Annotated in this window: 23 protein-coding genes; 14 read left to right on the forward strand and 9 right to left on the reverse strand. The window is 72.6% G+C overall.

Annotated elements, in window-relative coordinates; translation table 11 throughout:
• Window positions 1-131: 131 nt before the first annotated feature.
• The 6 genes from ACFXKZ_RS40040 to ACFXKZ_RS40065 all read right to left on the reverse strand — a co-directional run bounded on the left by ACFXKZ_RS40040 (window position 132) and on the right by ACFXKZ_RS40065 (window position 7,151).
• Window positions 132-944, reverse strand: coding sequence for an NUDIX hydrolase (locus ACFXKZ_RS40040; protein ID WP_380008803.1), 813 nt, complete (start codon window positions 942-944; stop codon window positions 132-134).
• The gene (locus tag ACFXKZ_RS40045; RefSeq protein ID WP_380008806.1) at window positions 937-1,929 is read right to left on the reverse strand and encodes a CHAD domain-containing protein; all 993 of its coding nucleotides are present in this window, start codon (window positions 1,927-1,929) and stop codon (window positions 937-939) included. The genes ACFXKZ_RS40040 and ACFXKZ_RS40045 overlap by 8 nt, the downstream gene beginning before the upstream one ends.
• Window positions 1,916-4,090, reverse strand: a complete 2,175-nt coding sequence (locus ACFXKZ_RS40050) for an RNA degradosome polyphosphate kinase (protein ID WP_380008809.1) — start codon at window positions 4,088-4,090, stop codon at window positions 1,916-1,918. Before ACFXKZ_RS40050 ends, ACFXKZ_RS40045 begins: the two co-directional genes overlap by 14 nt.
• 84 nt (window positions 4,091-4,174) lie before the next feature.
• Window positions 4,175-5,116, reverse strand: a complete 942-nt coding sequence (gene mshD, locus ACFXKZ_RS40055) for a mycothiol synthase (protein ID WP_380008812.1) — start codon at window positions 5,114-5,116, stop codon at window positions 4,175-4,177.
• 69 nt (window positions 5,117-5,185) lie between these two features.
• Window positions 5,186-6,205 carry a LacI family DNA-binding transcriptional regulator gene (locus tag ACFXKZ_RS40060; protein ID WP_078976000.1) on the reverse strand — a complete coding sequence of 340 codons (1,020 nt, stop codon included), beginning with the start codon at window positions 6,203-6,205 and terminating at the stop codon, window positions 5,186-5,188.
• Window positions 6,206-6,437: 232 nt separating this feature from the next.
• Window positions 6,438-7,151 (reverse strand): response regulator transcription factor, encoded by a 714-nt coding sequence (locus ACFXKZ_RS40065; RefSeq protein WP_078975999.1) that lies wholly within the window; start codon window positions 7,149-7,151, stop codon window positions 6,438-6,440.
• 172 nt (window positions 7,152-7,323) lie between these two features.
• Between ACFXKZ_RS40065 and ACFXKZ_RS40070 the strand changes: the two genes are divergently transcribed.
• From ACFXKZ_RS40070 to ACFXKZ_RS40105, 8 genes are all read left to right on the forward strand, one after another.
• Window positions 7,324-8,190, forward strand: coding sequence for an alpha/beta hydrolase (locus ACFXKZ_RS40070; RefSeq protein ID WP_380008817.1), 867 nt, complete (start codon window positions 7,324-7,326; stop codon window positions 8,188-8,190).
• 164 nt (window positions 8,191-8,354) lie between these two features.
• Window positions 8,355-8,615: a MoaD/ThiS family protein gene (locus ACFXKZ_RS40075; protein ID WP_078975997.1), complete on the forward strand. Its 261-nt coding sequence runs from the start codon at window positions 8,355-8,357 to the stop codon at window positions 8,613-8,615.
• Window positions 8,612-10,156, forward strand: coding sequence for a hypothetical protein (locus ACFXKZ_RS40080; RefSeq protein ID WP_380008820.1), 1,545 nt, complete (start codon window positions 8,612-8,614; stop codon window positions 10,154-10,156). Before ACFXKZ_RS40075 ends, ACFXKZ_RS40080 begins: the two co-directional genes overlap by 4 nt.
• A gap of 116 nt (window positions 10,157-10,272) precedes the next feature.
• On the forward strand, window positions 10,273-11,010 hold the full coding sequence (locus ACFXKZ_RS40085) for a sigma-70 family RNA polymerase sigma factor (RefSeq protein ID WP_380008823.1): 738 nt from the start codon (window positions 10,273-10,275) through the stop codon (window positions 11,008-11,010).
• The gene (locus tag ACFXKZ_RS40090) at window positions 11,007-11,858 is read left to right on the forward strand and encodes an anti-sigma factor family protein (protein WP_380008826.1); all 852 of its coding nucleotides are present in this window, start codon (window positions 11,007-11,009) and stop codon (window positions 11,856-11,858) included. The genes ACFXKZ_RS40085 and ACFXKZ_RS40090 overlap by 4 nt, the downstream gene beginning before the upstream one ends.
• A 433-nt stretch (window positions 11,859-12,291) precedes the next feature.
• Window positions 12,292-13,131, forward strand: a complete 840-nt coding sequence (locus ACFXKZ_RS40095; RefSeq protein WP_078975994.1) for a sulfurtransferase — start codon at window positions 12,292-12,294, stop codon at window positions 13,129-13,131.
• A gap of 39 nt (window positions 13,132-13,170) precedes the next feature.
• A complete protein-coding gene (locus ACFXKZ_RS40100; RefSeq protein ID WP_020552259.1) occupies window positions 13,171-13,464 on the forward strand; it encodes a DUF1416 domain-containing protein in 294 nt (97 codons plus the stop codon).
• A gap of 228 nt (window positions 13,465-13,692) precedes the next feature.
• Window positions 13,693-14,016, forward strand: coding sequence for a DMT family transporter (locus ACFXKZ_RS40105; RefSeq protein ID WP_380008830.1), 324 nt, complete (start codon window positions 13,693-13,695; stop codon window positions 14,014-14,016).
• 25 nt (window positions 14,017-14,041) lie between these two features.
• Here the strand turns inward: ACFXKZ_RS40105 and ACFXKZ_RS40110 are convergent, their stop codons facing one another.
• Window positions 14,042-14,404 carry a DsrE family protein gene (locus ACFXKZ_RS40110; protein WP_078975991.1) on the reverse strand — a complete coding sequence of 121 codons (363 nt, stop codon included), beginning with the start codon at window positions 14,402-14,404 and terminating at the stop codon, window positions 14,042-14,044.
• Window positions 14,405-14,647: 243 nt separating this feature from the next.
• Here ACFXKZ_RS40110 and ACFXKZ_RS40115 point away from each other — a divergent pair, with 243 nt between their 5' ends.
• Genes ACFXKZ_RS40115 through ACFXKZ_RS40125 form a run of 3 tightly spaced genes read left to right on the forward strand, consistent with a single transcriptional unit; the run spans window position 14,648 to window position 16,617 of the window.
• Window positions 14,648-15,163, forward strand: coding sequence for an FABP family protein (locus ACFXKZ_RS40115; protein WP_078975990.1), 516 nt, complete (start codon window positions 14,648-14,650; stop codon window positions 15,161-15,163).
• A 51-nt stretch (window positions 15,164-15,214) separates the two neighbouring features.
• A complete protein-coding gene (locus ACFXKZ_RS40120) occupies window positions 15,215-15,640 on the forward strand; it encodes a Fur family transcriptional regulator (RefSeq protein ID WP_078975989.1) in 426 nt (141 codons plus the stop codon).
• A 32-nt stretch (window positions 15,641-15,672) separates the two neighbouring features.
• Complete coding sequence (locus tag ACFXKZ_RS40125; protein ID WP_380008835.1) at window positions 15,673-16,617, forward strand: YgfZ/GcvT domain-containing protein; 945 nt, start codon at window positions 15,673-15,675, stop codon at window positions 16,615-16,617.
• Between the two features lie 55 nt (window positions 16,618-16,672).
• Here the strand turns inward: ACFXKZ_RS40125 and ACFXKZ_RS40130 are convergent, their stop codons facing one another.
• Window positions 16,673-16,861 carry a hypothetical protein gene (locus tag ACFXKZ_RS40130; RefSeq protein ID WP_078979320.1) on the reverse strand — a complete coding sequence of 63 codons (189 nt, stop codon included), beginning with the start codon at window positions 16,859-16,861 and terminating at the stop codon, window positions 16,673-16,675.
• Window positions 16,862-16,994: 133 nt separating this feature from the next.
• Window positions 16,995-17,420, reverse strand: coding sequence for a D-aminoacyl-tRNA deacylase (gene dtd / locus ACFXKZ_RS40135; protein WP_380008839.1), 426 nt, complete (start codon window positions 17,418-17,420; stop codon window positions 16,995-16,997).
• Between the two features lie 82 nt (window positions 17,421-17,502).
• Here dtd and ACFXKZ_RS40140 point away from each other — a divergent pair, with 82 nt between their 5' ends.
• The 3 genes from ACFXKZ_RS40140 (at window position 17,503) to ACFXKZ_RS40150 (ending at window position 19,023) form a co-directional block, all read left to right on the forward strand.
• Window positions 17,503-18,024, forward strand: a complete 522-nt coding sequence (locus tag ACFXKZ_RS40140; RefSeq protein ID WP_380008841.1) for an ABC transporter substrate-binding protein — start codon at window positions 17,503-17,505, stop codon at window positions 18,022-18,024.
• Window positions 18,025-18,130: 106 nt separating this feature from the next.
• Entirely contained in the window at window positions 18,131-18,577 is a 447-nt protein-coding gene (locus tag ACFXKZ_RS40145) for a helix-turn-helix domain-containing protein (RefSeq protein ID WP_380008844.1), read from the forward strand.
• Window positions 18,578-18,585: 8 nt separating this feature from the next.
• Window positions 18,586-19,023 carry a hypothetical protein gene (locus tag ACFXKZ_RS40150; RefSeq protein ID WP_380008847.1) on the forward strand — a complete coding sequence of 146 codons (438 nt, stop codon included), beginning with the start codon at window positions 18,586-18,588 and terminating at the stop codon, window positions 19,021-19,023.
• Window positions 19,024-19,102: the final 79 nt, after the last annotated feature.

A 19,102-nucleotide genomic window follows, 5' to 3' on the forward strand; every position in this document is an offset into this window, starting at 1 on the left:
TTGTCCGTTCATGTAGCCATTTACTGCCCGCGAACTGCGGCTTTATGGTGACGTCGGAACGACGTTCATCCCGCGTTCAGATGGACGCCGAGTTACGTTCGGTAAACCGTGATCACGGCTTGACCAAGCGCTCAGCTTCCCGTCGGATAGGGGGCGTATCGGCCCACGGCCACCACCCGCCCCGCCCACGTGTGCAAGACGGCGAATTCGCCGGGCAACAACGGCTCCGCCGGCAGCCGCGGCGAACCGGCCCCGGAGGCGATCGCCGGCAGGTCCGGGACGGGCGTACACAGCAGCGCGGGCCGACCCGCGCGCACCGCCTCGGCGGCCGACACGGCGGTCGCGTGCACCCGCGCTCCGGCCGCCGCCACATACGGCGCCACCGTCGCCGCGGCGTCCGGCTCCGCGCACCCGTACACCTCGACCGGCGCGAACGCGGCCAGCATCGGCACCAGGGCCGGGGCGAACGCCGGGCCCGCGCGCAACACCACGACCGGCACCGTCGCCGGCGGCGGCCCGGTGCGAAACGCCTCGGTCAACGACGCGGTGTAGTCCGGCGTCCCACTGCGCTCCGCGGCCTCCTCCGGCGCGCCCCACCACATCCGGTCCACCTCGTGGTTGGGGGTGAACCCGCCCGACACCGCCTCCGCCACCCAGTAGCGGTTGATCTTGACCCGATCGCGCGAGCGCATCGGATAGCTGCGCACCCCCAACTCCCGGCCCAGCACGGCCCGGAAACCGGTCTCCTCGGCGATCTCGCGCACCGCGGCCACCACCGCGGGCTCACCAGGCTCCAGCTTGCCCTTGGGGAAGGACCAGTCGTCGTAGCGCGGCCGGTGCACGAGCCCCACCTGCGTCCCGTCGGGGGTGCGCCGCCACAACACCCCGCCCGCGGCGAGCACCGGATCGTGCGCGGGCTCCGCGGCCCCGGGCGGGTCATCCATCGAGCCACGACCTGACGTCGTGCGCGTACGCCCCGGGCCAGACCCGGGTGAAGGCGTGACGCTGCGCCGTCGCCGCCCACCGCTCGCGGGCGTACAACTCGCCGAGCACGAACGAGGCGGGCCCGCCGATCCGGGGCGTGGCCGCCAGCTCGGCCACCGCGCCGGCCGCGATGCAGGCGTCCTGGTGGATGCCAAGGACCTCGGTGACCGCCTTGAGCCGTCGGGCCAGCCGGGCGGCGGGGGCGCCGAACGCGGGCACGCACATGTCGGCGGCGTAGCGGGCCCGCTTGGCCAGGATCCGCACCCGGTGCCACGCCTCGTCGTCGGTGCCCGCGTACGGGGAGAAGCCGGGGGCGTCCACGGGAGCCGGATACGGCACCCCCGCCGCGACCAGCGGCAGCGCGTCGGCGGCCCGGTCGAGGCGGCGCAGCGTGCGGGCCACCAGCTTCGGCACCACCTCGGCGCCCGGATCCGCCGCCCGCTCGGTGAAGGTCAGCCCCAGGGCCGGCTCCACCAATTCGGCCGACAGCGTGGTGAACAGCCCCGAGTCGAGCGCGGCCAACGCCCGGGCCCGTCCGGAGCCCAGATCGCCGCGCAGTCGGCGCTCGGCCAGCGCCCGGGCCCGGACCGTTCCCGGGCGCTCCGGCAGCGCGTCCAGGTCCGCGAGCAGGCGATCGAGCAATACCTCGGAGTCGCGCTCGCCGGCCAGCGCGTCCGCGGCCTCGCGCAGCCGGGTGCGCAGGCGTGTGGCGGGCTCCGGGTCGAGCAGCGGCGCGCAGGTGGCCAGCGCGCTGCGGATGCGTCTGGCGGCCACTCGCGCCTGGTGTGCGGCGTCCTCCTCGCCCGCGCCTAGGCGGGGCAGCTGGTCGATGAACGCGCCCGCCTCGCCGACCAGATGGGCGAGCAGGATCTCGCCGGCGGAGGTGTCCTCGGCCGCCGCGCGCGGTCGGGGAATGCTCGTCGCCTGCTTGCTACTCCGGCCCACGTCTGCGCCTCCGGGTCTCGATGAGGTGCTCCTGCACGTCGCGAAGCCGGGTGCCGTCGGCCGCCGTCGCGTGCCTGGTCCAGGTACCGTCCCGGTCGAGGTGCCAGGACGCGGTCTCCGCGCTCATCCCCAGGTCCATGAAGGACGTCATCTCGTCGCGGTGTCGATCGCCGCGCAGCCGCACCGCCGCCTCGACCCTGCGGTCGAGATTGCGGTGCATCAGGTCGGCGCTGCCGATCCACACCTCGGGCTCGCCGCCGCCGGCGAAGACCCACACCCTCGAGTGTTCCAAAAATCGGCCGAGAATACTGCGCACTCGGATGGTCTCGGACAACCCGGGAACGCCCGGCCGCAGCGCGCAGATGCCCCGGATCCACAGGTCCACCGGGACGCCCGCCTGCGAAGCGCGGTACAGCGCGTCGATCACCAGCTCGTCCACCAGCGAGTTGGACTTCAGCCGGACGTAGGCGGGCAGGCCGGCCTCGTGGTTGGCCACCTCCCGCTCTATCCGCTCGACCAGTCCGTTGCGCAGCGAGTGCGGCGCGACCAGCAGGCGTCGGAAGGACTGCGCGCGCGAGTAGCCGGAGAGCCGGTTGAACAGGTTCGACATGTCCTCGCCGACCTGCGGGTCGGCGGTCAGCAGGCCCAGGTCCTCGTACAGGCGGGCGGTCTTGGGGTTGTAGTTGCCGGTGCCGATGTGGCAGTAGCGGCGCAGCGCGTCGCCCTCCTGGCGCACCACCAGGCACAGCTTGGAGTGCGTCTTCAGGCCCACCACGCCGTGCACGACGTGGCAGCCGGCCTGCTCCAGCTTGCGCGCCCAGGTGATGTTGGCGTGCTCGTCGAAGCGGGCCTTGAGCTCGACCAGGACCAACACCTGCTTGCCCGATTCGGCCGCGTCCACCAGCGCGTCCACGATCGGCGAGTCGCCGGAGGTGCGGTACAGGGTCTGCTTGATCGCGAGCACGTTCGGATCGGCCGCGGCCTGCTCCAGGAAGGCCTGGACCGAGGTCGCGAACGAGTCGTAGGGGTGGTGCACCAGGATGTCGCGCTTGCGCATCGCGGCGAACACGTCCGCGGCCTGCGCGGTCTCCACCTCGGCCAGGTCGCGGTGGGTGCCGGCGACGAAGCGGCCGAACTTCAGCTCCGGCCGGTCCAGGTCGGCGATCGCGTGCAGCCCGGTCAGGTCCAGCGGCCCCGGCAGCGGGTAGACCTCCTTCTCGCCCACGCCCAACTCGCGCACCAGCAGGTCGAGCACGTGCGGGTCGATGGTCTCCTCGACCTCCAGCCGCACCGGCGGGCCGAACCGGCGGCGCATCAGCTCCCGCTCCAGCGCCTGGAGCAGGTTCTCCGCGTCGTCCTCCTCCACCTCCAGGTCCTCGTTGCGGGTGACCCGGAACGCGTGGTGGCCGAGCACGTCCATGCCCGGGAACAGATCGCCCAGGAACTCGGCGATGACCTCCTCCAGCGGCACGAAGCGGGCCGGCGAGGTCTCCACGAACCGCGGCAGCAGCGGCGGCACCTTGACCCGGGCGAAGTGTTCGTTGCCCGAGCGCGGGTTGCGCACGATCACGGCCAGGTTCAGCGACAGGCCGGAGATGTACGGGAAGGGGTGCGCCGGGTCGACCGCCAACGGGGTGAGCACCGGGAAGACCCGCTCGCGAAAGAGCGCGTAGAGCGACTGCCGCTCGCCGTCGGTGAGGTCGTCGAAGCGCAGCAGCTGGATGTCGGCCTCGCCGAGCGCGGGCAGCACGTCGTGGTGGAAGCAGGTGGAGTGGCGGGCCATCAGCGCGCGGCTGCGCGACCAGATGTTCTCCAGCACCTCGCGCGGCTGGAGTCCGCTCGCCGCGCGTACGGCCAGGCCGGTGGCGATCCGGCGCTTGAGGCCGGCCACCCGGACCATGAAGAACTCGTCGAGGTTGGACGCGAAGATGGCCAGATATCGAGCCCGCTCCAGAAGCGGGGTGCTCGGATCCTCGGCGAGTTCGAGCACCCGCTCGTTGAACGCCAGCCAGCTGCCCTCGCGGTCCAGGAACCGGTCCGGGGGCAGCTCGGACTCCGCGTGCACCGCAGCCGCGGTGACTGCCGTGCCGCCGTTCTTCGCCGGCGGCACGGCCACGGTGAGGTGTCGGGAGGATCGTGCGGCGGGAGTCTCGGCGTTCATCAGACCATTGTCTTTTCGCGACGGTCTATGTGCACCTGTACGAAGGCGACCCGAAACAGTTGTTCGCCAGGTTTCACACGGTGTTCAGCGTCGGTACATCACATCGACTGTATGCACACGAAAGCCCAAACGGGTATAGACCTTGACCGCCGGCTCGTTGTCCGCGTCCACATACAGCAGTATTTCGGCGAGCTGCACCCCGTCGACGGTGCGCTCGGCCAGGTGTCGCAGGCCCACCGCGGTCAGCAGCGCGCCCAGGCCGCGACCCTGCGCGGCGGGGTCGACGCCGACCACGTACACCTCGCCCAGCGGGCCCGAGTCCGCCGTCGCGGGGTGCGTCTTGGTCCAGTGGAAGCCGAGCAACTCGCCGCTGTCCGCGTCCTCGGCGAGGAAGAAGCCGGCCGGGTCGAACCACGGCTCGGCGAACCGCCGGGTCAGATCCTCGGCCGTCCACGCGCCCTGCTCGGGGTGGTGGGCGAACGCCTTCGCGTTCAGCGCGAGCCAGGCCCGGTCGTCCACACCCGGGCGGAAGGTGCGCAGCCGGACGTCGGCGGGCGTGGCGACCTCGGGCACCGGGGTGTCGGCCACCCGGCGCATCTGCCACAACTCGCGGAACGCGGTGAAGTCCAGCGCCTCCGCCAGGCGCCCGGCCGCCGGCAGCTTGCCGTGCGCCCACACCCGCAGCCGGCCCCGCTCGTCGACCCGCGCGGCCTCGGCGAGCACGGCTTCGAGCAGTGCCCGACCCAGGCCCGCGCCGCGCGCGGCCGGCACCACGAACAGTTCGGCGGCGGGGCCGTCCACCGGGTCCGCGCCGTCGAGGTGCGCGAAGCCGACGATCCCGGAGGCGTCGCGGGCCAGCAGTTCGCGAGCCGAGGGCGCGCCGTGGCGCAGCTCGAGGCGGGACTGCTCGGACAACGGCGCCGCGCCGTCGACGCCCGCCGCCGCCTCCGCCAAGGCCAGTACGGCGGCGGCGTCATCCGCCGAGGCCCGATTCACCGTCTCGATCGACACATCCGCGAGGTCCATGAGCCCCACGGTACTGAGCGACGCCGGGGGCCGTCGCGGGGCCGTCGGTCGCGGTCGGGCCCGGGGCGGTCAGCCGCAACCGCAGCTGCGCCGGACCACCAGCGTGGACGGGAAAGTACGCACCCGCGGGTCCCCGGCGGCGGCCGGTTCGCGCTCCAGGGCCAGCTCCACCGCGGCGCGGGCCATGCCCGGCCGGTCGGAAGTGACCGTGGTCAGCGGCGGGTCGGCGATGGCCGCCTCGGCGATGTCGTCGAAGCCGACCACCGCGAGGTCGTCCGGCACGCGCAGGCCCACCTCGCGCGCCGCGTGCAGCACGCCCATCGCCTGGTCGTCGGTCGAGCAGAACAGCGCCCGGGGCCGGTCCGGCCCGGACAGCAGGGACAGCGCGACCTGGTAGGCGCCGAAGCGGCCGAACGGCGCCTCGTGCAGCAGCCCCTCGGTGGGCAGACCGCGCTCGGCCAGCGCCCGCCGCCAGCCGGTGACGTGGTCGGTGACCGGGTCGCCGGAGTCGGGGGTGGTGGGCGGCCCGCCGAGGCAGTCCACCCGGGTGAAGCCGTGCGTGTCCACCAGGTGCCGGACCGCCGTGTAGGCGCCCTGGACGTCGTCCAGGATGACCGCGTCGCCGCCCAGCGCGTCGGGTTGGCGGTGCATCAGCACCACCCGCACGTCGCGGGTGGCGATCTCGCGCGCGGCGCGCTCGGAGGGGCCCTGGCTGACCAGCACGAGGCCGGACACCTGCATGCCGAGGAACGCGCGCACGTAGTGCAGTTCGCGGTCGTCCTCGTAGTCGGAGTTGCCGATCAACACCAGCCGACCCTGCTCGAACGCGGCCTGCTCGACGGTGTGCGCGAGTTCGGCGAAGAACGGTTGCCGGGCGTCGGGCAGCACCAATCCGATCAGGTTCGTGCGACGGCTGGCCATCGCCTGGGCCACGCTGTCGGGGCGGTAGCCGAGCTTGTCTATGGCCGCGAGCACACGCTCGCGCGTGGCCGGAGCGACCGGGCGCGGGCCGTTGTTGACGACGTAGGAGACCACCGCGGTGGAGGTCCCCGCGAGGCGGGCGACGTCGTCGCGGGTCACTTTGGGCACGCGGTCATTGTAGGGACGGGGACCGGCGCGGCTCACGGGAGTTCACAACCTGGACGCGGGGACGGGATGGTCCTCCGCGTTCTTCCGGATAAGTCTGTTTTGTAGGCATGAGCGCCGGATGTGCCGCCTCGTCGGCCGACTGGGCGGGGTTCACTTGCGCACTCCGGTCGCCGGCGGTCGCCGAAGGCCGGTCGCCCGGGTGCGCGGACACGGGTCGTTCGGGTGTGCGGGCTCACACCCGCTCGGCCACCGCCACGTCCCCGACACCCCGGTCGGGCACCACGAACCGGTAACCGACGTTGCGCACGGTGCCGATCAGCGACTCGTGCTCCGGCCCGAGTTTGGCTCGCAGCCGGCGCACGTGCACGTCCACCGTCCGGGTGCCGCCGAAGTAGTCGTATCCCCACACCTCCTGCAGCAGCTGGGCCCGGGTGAACACCCGGCCCGGGTGCTGCGCGAGGTACTTGATCAGCTCGAACTCCTTGAACGTCAGATCGAGCACCCGACCGCGCAGCTTTGCGCTGTAGGTGGCCTCGTCGATGCTCAGGTCGCCGTTACGGATCTCGGTGGGCTCGTCCTCCGCGCCCTGCGCCGCCTGGAGCCGGCCGATCGCCAGCCGCAGGCGGGCCTCGACCTCCGCCGGCCCGGCGGTGTCCAGGAGCACGTCGTCGACGCCCCAGTCGGCGGTCAGTGCGGCCAGGCCGCCCTCGGTGGCCACCAGGACCAGGGGGGCGCCGACCCCGGTGGTCCGCAGGACCCGACACAGACTGCGCACCTGGGGGAGGTCACGCCTGCCGTCGACCAGGATGACGTCGGCGGCGGGCGCGTCGACCAGGGCGGAGGCCTCGGCCGGGGCCACCCGTACCTGATGCAGCAGCAGTCCGAGCGCGGGCAACACCTCGGCAGACGGCTGGAGCGCGTTCGTGAGCAGCAGCAGGGCACTCAACGGGACACCTCCCAAAAACAGGCACAAAACACGAAAGGACCCGGGGCATCGTCGCCCGGATCCTTCATCGGTCGCCGACTCGTCCGATTCCGTAACCGGTGGGGAACCACTACCGGGGTCCTTGGGGTGTGCCCGTCATCGGAGGAGAGCCTGCGGGGCCAGGATAGCGAACATGTCTCGAGGAACCGACCCACCCGGGGATCTTCCCGCACTGCGGACACCCCACCCGACCTTCGGCGACCCGCCGTTCACCGGAATGCCTGCACCCGAGCAGGCCGTGTTGTGCACCGACGACGACGTGCGGATCAGCGCCGTACACGGGCTCGCGGCGGATTCCGCGGCGGGTTCCGGGGCGGGTTCCGGGGCACTCGATCGGGTCTTCGTGGTCGCCCACGGGTTCACCGGATCGTGGCGGCGACCGGCGGTTCGCACGGTGCTGCGCGGGTTGCGCCGGCACGGCGGGGTGATCGGGTTCGACTTTCGCGGACACGGCGCGTCCACCGGGCTGAGCACGGTCGGCGACCGCGAGGTGCGCGACCTGGAGGCGGCGATCGGCTGGGGTCGCCGACTCGGCTACCGCCGAGTGGTCACCGTCGGCTTCTCGATGGGCGGCGGGGTCGTGCTGCGGCACGCGGCGCTGTACACCGGGCCCGCGGCGGTGGTCGCGGTCAGCGCGCCCGCCCGCTGGTACTACCGGGGGACCGCGCCGATGCGACGGGTGCACTTCGCGATCGAGCGCCCGACCGGCCGCGTGCTCGCCCGGCTCGCGCTCGGCACCCGGATCTCCGCCGAGCCCTGGCACCCGGTCCCGCTCGCCCCGTTCGAGGCCGCCGCCGCGCTCGCGCCCACGCCGCTGCTCGTGGTGCACGGCGATCGCGACCCCTATTTCCCGCTCGACCACCCCCGGCAGATCCACGCCGCGGCCCGGCCGCCGAAGGAGTTGTGGATCGAACCCGGCCTCGGGCACGCCGAGAACGCGGTCGACGCCGAGCTGGTGGACCGGATCGGCCGGTGGGCCTGGGCGCACACCGGGGGGTGATCCGCGCGCCGGGCGGACCGAAGGGCTCGTCCGGAGGCGTCATCATGGATGCTGCACGCCTCGGCGCCGGTCGGCACCGGGACGGCGCATCGGCACACCGGGACACCGACACACCGGGACACCGGCGGACCCACACACGACGCAGACACACGGGAGGGCGCGCGATGGCGGTCGGCACCATGCGGTACTGGGCCGCGGCGAAGGAGGCCGCGGGCACGCCGGAGGAGCCGTACGACGCGGCCACCCTCGCCGAGGCGCTGCGCCGGGCCCGGGAGCTCCACGGCGGCTCGACCCGCTTCGAGGCGGTCGTCGCGAACTGCTCGTTCGTGGTGGACGGGGACCCGGTCGGTCGTCGCGACCACGCGGCGGTCGTCCTGACCGAGGGCGGCACCGTCGAGGTCCTGCCCCCCTTCGCCGGCGGATGAGCGGCCCCGACGGGCGCCCGACGGGCGACCGATACGACGAGCCGGGCGGTTACGACCCGGCCGCCGGATACCCGGGGGAGCAGGTCGCCCAGGGGTATCCGGGACACCCGGGCGATCCGGGGCAGCCGTACGGCGGGCAGCCCGTCGAGTCCTACGGCGCCGTTCCGGCGCAGGCGGGGCAGTACGGACAGCCGCATCCGCAGCAGGGCGACCACGGGGCCTACGGCTATCAGGCGGAGCAGTATCCGCAGGGCTACCAGGACCCGATGGCGGGCCAGGCGGCCGGCGGGTACGGCTACCCGGATCCGCCGGGTGTGCCGGCGCCGGGCGGCGGCTACGGCTACGACGGCGCGACCGACGTACTGCCCGCGATCACCGAATCCGGATTCGGGACCTACGGCGGCGACGGCTACGGCGGGGTGCCCCACCAGGGCGAGCCCCACCACGGCGAGCACGGCCGGGGTGAGTACGCCGGCGCGACCGAGGTGATGCCGGCGATCGTGGACGACGCGGGTGGGCACGGCGGCGGCCACGGGAGCGGGTTCGAGCCGGAGTTCGAGCCGGGGGCCGACTACGGCGCCTTCGGCGCGGGCACCGACTTCGCCGCCGACATCGACTTCGCTGCCGACATCGACTTCGATCCCGGCGCCACGTTCGATCCGGACGTCGACTACGCGGCCGACCCCGACCACCGGGTCGGGACGGAGTCCGCTCCCGACCGGGCGTCGCTTCCGGTGCCCGCGCCCCGGCGCGGCGACTCGCCCACGCGCGCGTCGCGGTCGGCCGGGACGCCGATCTGGGATCCGCCCGGCCTGCTGCCGGGACTGTGCACGGTCGGGCTGGCCGGTGTGCTCGCGGTCACCGCGATCGCCGGGAAGCCCGCTCTCCTGCTGGGTATCGCGTTCCTCCAAGTGCTCACCGCCGTCGGGTGGTTCCGGCTGAACGGCATGTGGCCGGCGCGCCAGGGCATTGCGCTGGTGGTGCTGGTCGCGTTCGGTACCGACGCGGCGGTCTACGCCAAGGGCGAGCAGGGGCTGGCGAGTGTGCCGGCGGTGCTCGCCGGCGCGTTGTTGGTGACGTTGGCCCTACAGGCCAGGAGCGGGGCCCGACCGGGGGAGTTGTTGCCGGCGCTGACGGTGACCACCTCCGCGGCGCTGATCACCGCCTTCGACGTGGCCTATCTGGTCGCGGGCGATCTGTCGGGCGGGCCGATCGACGCGGGCGCGGCGGTGGTGCCGGCGGTGCTGGCGGCGGGCGTCGCGACGCTGGTCCGGGCGATTCCGCTGCCCCCGGCGATCGCGCCGATCCCGTCCTGGCTGCTCGGCTCGGCGGCGGGCGCCGCCGCAGCGGTTTCGCTCGGTGGCGAGGCGCCGTACGCCGCGTTGCTCGGGGCCGGTGCCGCGGCGCTCGCACTGCTCGGTCGGCGGGTGGCCGGCTACGACCATCCGTCCCGGTTCGTGCACTTCACTGCCGGTGTGTCCCTGCCGCTCGCGCTCGCCGCGCCGGCCGCGTATCTGTTGGGCCGGGTCATGATCGGCTGATTAGCCGTGCATCGGCGGCCTCGTCACGGGAGGATGCGGCCATGCCGTGGATACGCCGCCGGTCCCGTCCCGGGACGCGGGATGAACCGCCGGGCCCGCCCGCTCGTGAAGCGGGTGTGCTGCAACGTTCGGACGTGCTCGGCGCCGAGGCGCAGGCGGACCCGGCGGCCGCTCGCGCCTTCCTCGCGCGCACCGCCCCCGAGGACGACCGACCCGCCGCCGACCCGCCCCACGCCGGCGCGCTGCCCGGCGCCGACCGGTTGCAGGCCGGCGGTTCGCTCCGGGCCGCCGACCCGCTGCACGCTGCCGACCCGCTGCACTCGGCGTCTCGAATATCCACCGCCGACGAGGCGGTCATCCGCACCCTCTACCTCGAACACGGCGGCCCGCTCCTGGGGTTCGCGCTGCGGCTGACCGGCGGCGACCGGGCCTGGGCCGAGGACGTGGTGCAGGAGACCCTGCTGCGGGCCTGGCGCCATCCCGAGGCCCTCGACCCCGGCCGGGGTTCGGTCCGCGGCTGGTTGTGCACCGTGGCCCGCAACGTGGTGATCGACGTCGGCCGCGCCCGGCGCGCCCGGCCGCCCGAGACCGGCGACGCGGTGCTCGCGACGGTGCCCGACGAGGGCGCGGAGGCGGAGTTCGACCGGGCCGTGCTCGCCTGGGACGTCGCCGACGCGATGGCCGCGCTGAGCCCCGAGCACCGCGCGGTGTTGCTGGAGACGTACTACCGGGGCAGTTCGGTGGCCGACGCGGCCAAGACCCTCGGCGTGCCGGAGGGCACGGTCAAATCACGGACGTACTACGCGCTGCGAGCGCTGCGTGTGGCCTTGGAGGAAAGGGGGTTGGTCCCGTGACGGACATCGGCGACGAGGGCACGACGACGAACGGCACCACTCCCGGCACGAACCCGCCGCCGCCCGCCCGGCCGCCGGGATCGCCCGCCCCGCTGAGCTGTGCGGTCGCGCGCCTGGACCTCGGGGCATTCGTGGTCGGCGCGCTGGACGAGGACGAGGCCGCCAGGGTGCGCACCCACGTGGCCGGCTGCCCGCGCTGCCGGGCCGAGTACGAGGAACTGGCCGGCCTGCCCCGGATGCTCGCCCGGCTGAGCGAGCCGGAGGCGCGGGCCAGCGGCGCGGCTGCGCAGGGGGCGGCCCCCGCGCGGTTGTTGTCCGCCGCCGCCGAGCGGGCCGACCGGGGTCGGCGGCTGCGCTCGCTGGCCGCCGCGGCCGCGGCGGTGCTGGTACTGCTTGCGGGCCTCACCGGCTGGGCGCTCGGCGACACCGGCCGCGACAGGGACACCGCGGCGGCACCGACGGGCACGGTCCCGGGCACGCCGACCGCGCCGGCCGGCCCGCCCGGCACCACGACGCCGCCCGCGCCATCGGGCGGCCGTACCGTGCGCGCGGGCGATCCGCGCTCGGGCGCGGGCGCCGAACTGCGCTACGCGGCGACCGCGTGGGGCAGCAGCGTGGACCTGTCGCTGTCCGGGATCCGCCCCGGCACCCGCTGCCGGTTGGACGTCTACGGCACCAAGGGCCGGGTGGAGACCGCGTCCTCGTGGGTGGTGCCCGACGGTGAGTACCCCTCGGCCGATCCGATCCGGGGCGCGACCAGCATCCCCGTCGGCGAGATCGTCCGCTTCAGCGTCAGGACCGTCGGCGGCGGCGAACAACTCTTGGAGATTCCACCCGCACAACCCTGACAAACAAGGACAAATCCCCTGGGTATCTCAAGATGCGGACGCATTTGTCTCGCATGATGGGACATGCATGACAGTGGCGGTCATCCGTCCCTACGATCGTGATGTGAAGCGACAGGCGGATGACCTCACCAAGCGGCGCGCAGTGGACCTGTGCCGCACGCAGACCTGCCTGTGTTGCGCTGACTGACTTGTCGACAGTCGTCGTTCGGCGATCCACCCGCGGTGGATCGCGACCGACCGTCGGCCCCGGGACCCGGGCCGTGTGACGACACGGCGGAACGGGCACCCGGCTCCCGCGTGAAAGACCCCTGACACACGTACATCCCCGCATGCGGCGGCGCCGCGGCATGCCCGGGTGTGTCGCGAACGTGTGTCGCGAACGTGCACCCCGACATCCGCGAGATCCCGCGCATTTCTGCACCGGAGGTATCCCATGAGCCGCTCCGACGTTCTGGTAGACGCCGACTGGGTCCAGGCCCACCTGGACGACCCGAAGGTCGTCCTCGTCGAGGTCGACGAGGACACCAGCGCCTACGTCAAGAACCACATCCGCGGTGCGGTGCGCATCGACTGGCGCGACGACCTGCAGGACCCGGTCAAGCGCGACTTCGTCGACGAGGCCGGCTTCTCGGCGCTGCTGTCCGCCAAGGGCATCGCCAACGACGACACCGTCGTGCTCTACGGCGGCAACAACAACTGGTTCGCGTCCTACGCCTACTGGTACTTCAAGCTCTACGGCCACGGCGACGTCAAGCTGCTCGACGGCGGTCGCAAGAAGTGGGAGCTCGACTCCCGCGAGCTGGTCGTCGAGGTGCCCGAGCGCGCCGCGACCACCTACACGGCCAAGCCGCAGGACACCTCGATCCGCGCCTGGCGCGACGACGTGCTCGCCGCCATCGGTTCGCTGAACCTGGTCGACGTGCGCTCGCCCGACGAGTTCTCCGGCAAGCTGCTCGCCCCGGCGCACCTGCCGCAGGAGCAGTCGCAGAAGGCCGGCCACGTGCCGACCGCGAAGAACATCCCGTGGTCGAAGGCCGCCAACGACGACGGCACCTTCAAGACCAACGAGGAACTCACCGCGCTGTACGAGGGCGAGGGTGTGGACCTGGCGAAGGACACCATCGCCTACTGCCGGATCGGCGAGCGCTCCGCGCACACGTGGTTCGTCCTGCACGAGCTGCTGGAGCAGGGCAACGTGCGCAACTACGACGGCTCGTGGACCGAGTACGGCGCGCTGGTCGGCGTGCCGATCGAGCTCGGCGACGGCAAGTGACCGACGGCTACACCCACCCGAACGCAGGGAGCAGGAACGATGTGCGGTGCGAAGGCCGGCGGCCCGGATCTGGCAGGAGTTGACGTGGCGAAGGAAACCATCATCCAGGGGGCGGTGACCAAGGGCGGGCAGCCGATCAACGGTTACGTGCGCCTGCTCGACGCGGGTGGCGACTTCACCGCCGAGGTGCCCACGTCCGCGACCGGCCAGTTCCGGTTCTTCGCGGCACCCGGCAACTGGACCGTCCGGGCGCTCGTGCCCGGCGCGACCGTGGACCGCAGCGTGGTGGTGTCCGAGAAGGGCACCGTCGCCGAGGTCGAGATCGCGGTCTGACACGCCGACGGGGCGGATCTCCTTCGGACGTACACCCACGGAATCCGCCACCGCTCGGTGCGATACGGCCGCGCCCCTCCCCACGTGCTCGGGGGAGGGGCGCGGTCGTTCGGTCGTGCACCCGGTGTGTCCCGCCCGTCATCGGGGCAGAAAGGTTTCCGTATCGTCGGGGGGAACCGCCCGGCGCATCGGGGCACCGGAGCAAGGCGCGACGCCGGGAGGCAACACGTGGCATGGGCGATTGTGATCATCGCGGGGATCCTGGAGACCGGCTTCGCCATCATGCTCAAGCAAAGTCACGGGTTCACCCGGCTGTGGCCCACCATAGGCTTCGCCGCCTGCGCGCTGGGCAGCTTCGGACTGCTCACCTACGCGCTCAAGTCCCTGGAGGTCGGCCCCGCCTACGCGGTGTGGACCGGGATCGGCGCGGCGGGCACCGCGCTCGTGGGCATCTGGCTGCTGAACGAGGACTCGTCCCCGCTCAAGCTGATCTCGATCGGCCTGGTCCTGCTCGGCGTGATCGGCCTGAACATCTCCGGGATCAGCCACTGACACCGGCGCGTCGGGGGCCGGCCGGTCAGTACACCAGCGCCTGGGCCCCGTCGGCGAGCGCCTCCTGCACGAACACCTGGGCGCCCGCGATCCGCACCCCCGGCAGCACGTCGTCCCCGGTGATCTCGCGCCGCGCCGCGCACTGCGTGCACAACGTCACCCGGCCGCCGGCGAGCAGCGCGTCGAGCAGATCCGGCAGCGGCGCGGCGTGCGGGAGTTCGAACTCGGCGGCCCGCCCGGGCAGCGCGAACCAGGACGACTCGCCGGTGAGCCACAGCGACACCTCGACCCCCGACGCGAGCGCCACCGACGCCACGGTGAACGCCTGGGAGCAGCGCTCCGGCGCGTCCTGACCTGCGGTGACCTTGACCACGAGAGATCGCTTCACGGCTCGCAGCCTATACACTGAGGCCGTTTGGCACCCGGCCGGGGCGATCCGGCCGCCCCGTACGAAGCACGAGGAGCACCCGGGCGATGCACATCTTCTTCATTGCGCTGCTGGCCGTGGTCGGCGTCCTCGTCGCGTGGTTCGCCGCGCTGACCGTGTCCAAGCTGTACAAGGGCCAGAACTGAGCCGACGCCCGGTAGGCTGACCGGCCGTACCCGACCCTCGGAAGCGGCCCTCCCCACCATGATCGAAATCCCGGACGACCTGCACTTCGACGCCGTCCCCCTCGCGTTCCTGCTCGGCACCTGGGAAGGCGCCGGTGTCGGCGACTACCCGACGATCGAGGCGTTCCGCTTCGGCCAGCAGGTCACCTTCGGCTACATCGCGAACAAGCCGTTCCTGACCTACACGTCGCGGACCTGGCTGCTCGACGACGCGGGGGAGCGGGTGCGCCCGCTGGCCACCGAGACCGGCTTCTGGCGCTCCAAGCTGGACGGTTCGGTCGACGTCACGCTCGCCCACCCGACCGGCATCGTGGAGATCTGGCTTGGCAAGGTGGAGGGCCCGCGCCTGGAGATGCGCACCGACGTGGTCGCGCGCACCGAGGACGCCAAGGAGTACACCGCCGGACACCGGCTCTACGGCCTGGTCAAGGGCGAGCTGATGTACGCCTACGACATGGCCGCCATGGGACACCCGCTCCAGGCACACGTCTCCGCGCAGCTCAAGCGGGTCGACGCGGAACTCGCGGCCGAGTAGTCGCCCGCTCGCCCGGCCCGGCGGGCGCCGCGCACTCGTAAACTTCCCTGCGTGAGCACTGACTGGAAGCACGAGCTTCGCGAGAAGGGCTACCGGCTCACGCCGCAGCGCCAACTCGTCCTCGAAGCGGTGAACGCCCTGGGCCACGCGACACCGGACGAGATCCTGGTGGAGGTGCACAAGACGGCCGGCGGAATCAACATCTCGACCGTCTACCGCACCCTCGAACTGCTCGAACAGCTCGACCTGGTCACCCACACCCACCTCGGGCACGGTGCGCCGACCTATCACCCGGCGGACGCCGGCGGCCATCTGCACCTGGTCTGCCGGGACTGCCGCCGGGTGATCGAGGTGGGCACGGAGGTCGCCGCCGGGATGGGCGAGCGGCTGCGCGTCGAGCACGGGTTCGACATCGACCTCGCGCACTTCGCGATCTTCGGCCGCTGCGCGGAGTGCACGGCGGCCCGGGCGAACTGAGGTTCCTTCGACGGGTCTCGTACTGTGGGGACATGCCCACGAGCCCTTTGTTGACCCTGCCCGGCGCGGTCGCCGCGGAAGCCCCCGACGCCGGCGTCGCCGCGCACTACGGCGACCCCCTGCGCGAACAACGTCGGCTGGAGGCGGGCGAGGGCTTCGTCGACCTGTCGCACCGCGACGTGATCCGGGTGTCCGGCCCGGACCGGCTGAGCTGGCTGCACTCGCTGACCACGCAGCACCTGACCGAGCTGAAGCCGCACGAGGCCACGCTGACGCTGGTGCTGAGCCCGCACGGGCACATCGAGCACGCGCTGTACGGGGTGGACGACGGCGAGGCCTTCTGGGCCCACGTCGAACCCGGTGAGGCGCCGGCCCTGGTCGAGTTCCTGGACCGCATGCGCTTCATGTTGCGGGTCGAGGTCGCCGACGTGTCCGCCGACTTCGCCGTCGTGCACGAGGCGGGCGGGGACGCTCCCGAGGATGTGCTGGTCCGGGCGACCGGGTACGGCCGCGAGGTGTTCCTGCCCCGCGAGCGGTTGGCGGCGTACGGGCAAGAGCACGCGCATCCGGCGGGCATGTGGGCGTACGAGGCGTTGCGGATCGCGGCGCACCGGCCCCGGCGCGGCCTGGAGACCGACCACCGCACGATCGTGCACGAGCTGGGCCTGATCGACACCGCCGTGCACTTGGACAAGGGCTGCTACCGGGGGCAGGAGACGGTCGCGCGAGTGCACAACCTGGGCCGCCCGCCGCGGCGCCTGGTCTTCCTGCACCTGGACGGCACCCAGGAGACGCTGCCGGCGCACGGCGCGCCGGTGGAACTCGCGGGCCGCCAGGTCGGGTTCGTCACCAGCGCGGCGCGCCACCACGAACTCGGCCCGATTGCGCTCGCGTTGATCAAGCGCAACACCGCCGTGGACGCCGAACTCCTGGCCGGAGGGGTGCCGGCGACGCAGGAGATCGTGGTCCCGGCGTAGCGCCACCCCTCCGCCCGTGCCCCACGGGGAGCGGGCGGGGGTCCGAAGACACGCGCTAGCGGATCTCGCGGCGGCGGATGCGGTGCAGGCGCCGCCGCTGCGAGCGGTCCAGGGTGAAGTAGGCGACGACGGGCAGGCCGATCGCGACCGCCACGATGGTCCAGGCGATCCAGGACGGCAGCACGATCAGCGCGATGATGGCGACGACGATCCCGGCCGCGATGTACGGCCCGCGATGCGACATGGTCAACCCCCTTCGGTCGGTGAACCTGTCGCCATTCTCCTTCCCCGCGAAGCCCGGGAACATGGGGAGAACCCCCGGGAAGCGGGGTTCACGACCCTGGGATTTCTCGGGGTCGTCGTGGTCGCGACCGGGCTCACATGTCGACGACGAGGGTCATCGGGCCGTCGTTGACCAGCGTGACGCGCATGTCGGCGCCGAAGACCCCGGTGGCCACCTCGGCGCCCAGCGCGCGCAGCGCCGCGACCACCTCGGCCACCAGCGGTTCGGCCACCGGCCCGGGCGCGGCCTCGTTCCAGGTGGGCCGACGACCCTTGCGGGCGTCGCCGCAAAGCGTAAATTGCGAGATCACCAGCAACGGTGCGGCCAGATCGGAGCAGGACTTCTCGCCGCCGAGCACGCGCAGGCTCCACAACTTCGCGGCCAGTCGGCGGGCGATCTCGGGGGTGTCGGTGTGCGTGACGCCGACCAGGACGCACAGTCCGGGGCCCACGATCGAGCCGACCACCTCCCCATCGACGGTCACGGAAGCCTCGGTCACCACTTGCAGGACGGCACGCATGGGCCCATTCTGCACACCCGTCCGGATCGATTCCGCGCCATGTGGCACGCGACGGTCTGCCCGACATGACACGATGCGTCTCATGGTGGATCTTCCCGACGGAGTGGCCCCGGAGGCCATCCGTGCCCTCACGCTGAGTCGGGTTCGCGAACTCATGCGTGACGCCCAGCGCGAGGAGAACGATCTGTCCTATCTGCGGAGGTTGCTCCAGGGTCGGATCGACATCCTGCGCGCCGAACTGGCCCGGCGGTCCGGCGGGGACGGCGCCGAGCCGAAATCGCCGGTGGTGGGCCGGCTGCCCGAGATCCTGTCCGAATCCAGACCGCCCGCCCGGGGCGCCCGGCACGTCAACGTGCAGCCGCCGCGCACCGATCGTTACCGGAGTTGGATCGAGCGACTGCTCGCCGACGTGGGCCTGTCCGACCTCGCCGCGCACACCGACGCGGAACTGGGCGAGGCGCTGGACAAGCTCGCCGGCCACGAGCAGGAGGTCTCCTCCCGCCGGCACCGCCTCCAGCGCACGGCCGACGACTGCGCCGCCGAGATCACCCGGCGCTACCGCGAGGGAGAGGCCAAGGTGGAGGACCTGCTGTCCGGGCGCTGACCCGCCCCGGGGCCGGCGAAGACGGTCGGCCCCCGGTCCGGGGGCGCGCTCGCGGTTGTTAGCGGAGTGCTTGCAAGAGCAAGCGCGATGTGTGCATGCTGGGGACATGGCAGGTCTGAACGTCGGCTCGCTGGGTGAATACATCCGGGAGCAACGCCGCAACGCGCAATACTCGCTTCGGCAACTCGCCGAGGTGGCCGGGGTGTCCAACCCCTACCTCAGCCAGATCGAGCGCGGTCTGCGGCGGCCGAGCGCGGAGATCCTCCAGCAGATCGCCAAGGCGCTGCGCATCTCCGCCGAAACGCTCTATGTGCAGGCGGGCATCCTCGACGAACGCGAGGAGGGCGACCGCGAGGTGCGCACCGCGATCATGGCGGATCCGGCGATCAACGACCGTCAAAAGCGGGTGCTCGTGGAGATCTACGAGGCATTCCGCAAGGAGAACGCACAGGACGGCGCCGTGCGGGACGTACCGGGCGCCGCCGACGGAACCGAGAACGGCAAGGCCGGCCGGGCCACGACCGATACCTCGATCCACACGCCCAAGGAGTGAGGAACACCATGGCGATCGCCACGGAACTGAGGAAGACCCTGACCGAGACCACCCCGTTCTATGCCGTCGCCGGCGCGGGCGACCTGGTGGTGGAGAAGCTGCGCGAGCTGCCCGAGCGGTTCCGGACCGAGGTCGTCACCGACCCGAAGGTCATCCGCGAGCGCATCCAGGCGCTCCCCGACCGCACCCAGACCTTCGCCAGGTCGCAGGTGGACCGGGCCCGGGGGATCTACGACGACCTCGCCGCCCGCGGCGAGAAGCTGGTCAAGCGCGGCGACCGGCACGACGACACCACGCCTGTCGCCGAACCCCCGGCCGCGCCGGCCGCGAGCCGGGCGAAGACCGCCGCGACCGGCGCGAACGCGACCAAGCGGGCCAACGCCAAGCCGCGGCCCAAGCCCGCCGCCGAGACCGGCACCGAGCCGACCACCGGTTCCGGCGCCTGATCCGTCCACGTCACCATCGTCGGGGCGCGGCCCGGGAACTCCCGAGGTCGCGCCCGGCGTGCCAGACTGGAATCCCCCG

Origin of the sequence: Embleya sp. NPDC059237, assembly GCF_042754105.1 — a bacterium.
In the GTDB taxonomy this organism is placed as follows: Bacteria; Actinomycetota; Actinomycetes; order Streptomycetales; family Streptomycetaceae; genus Embleya.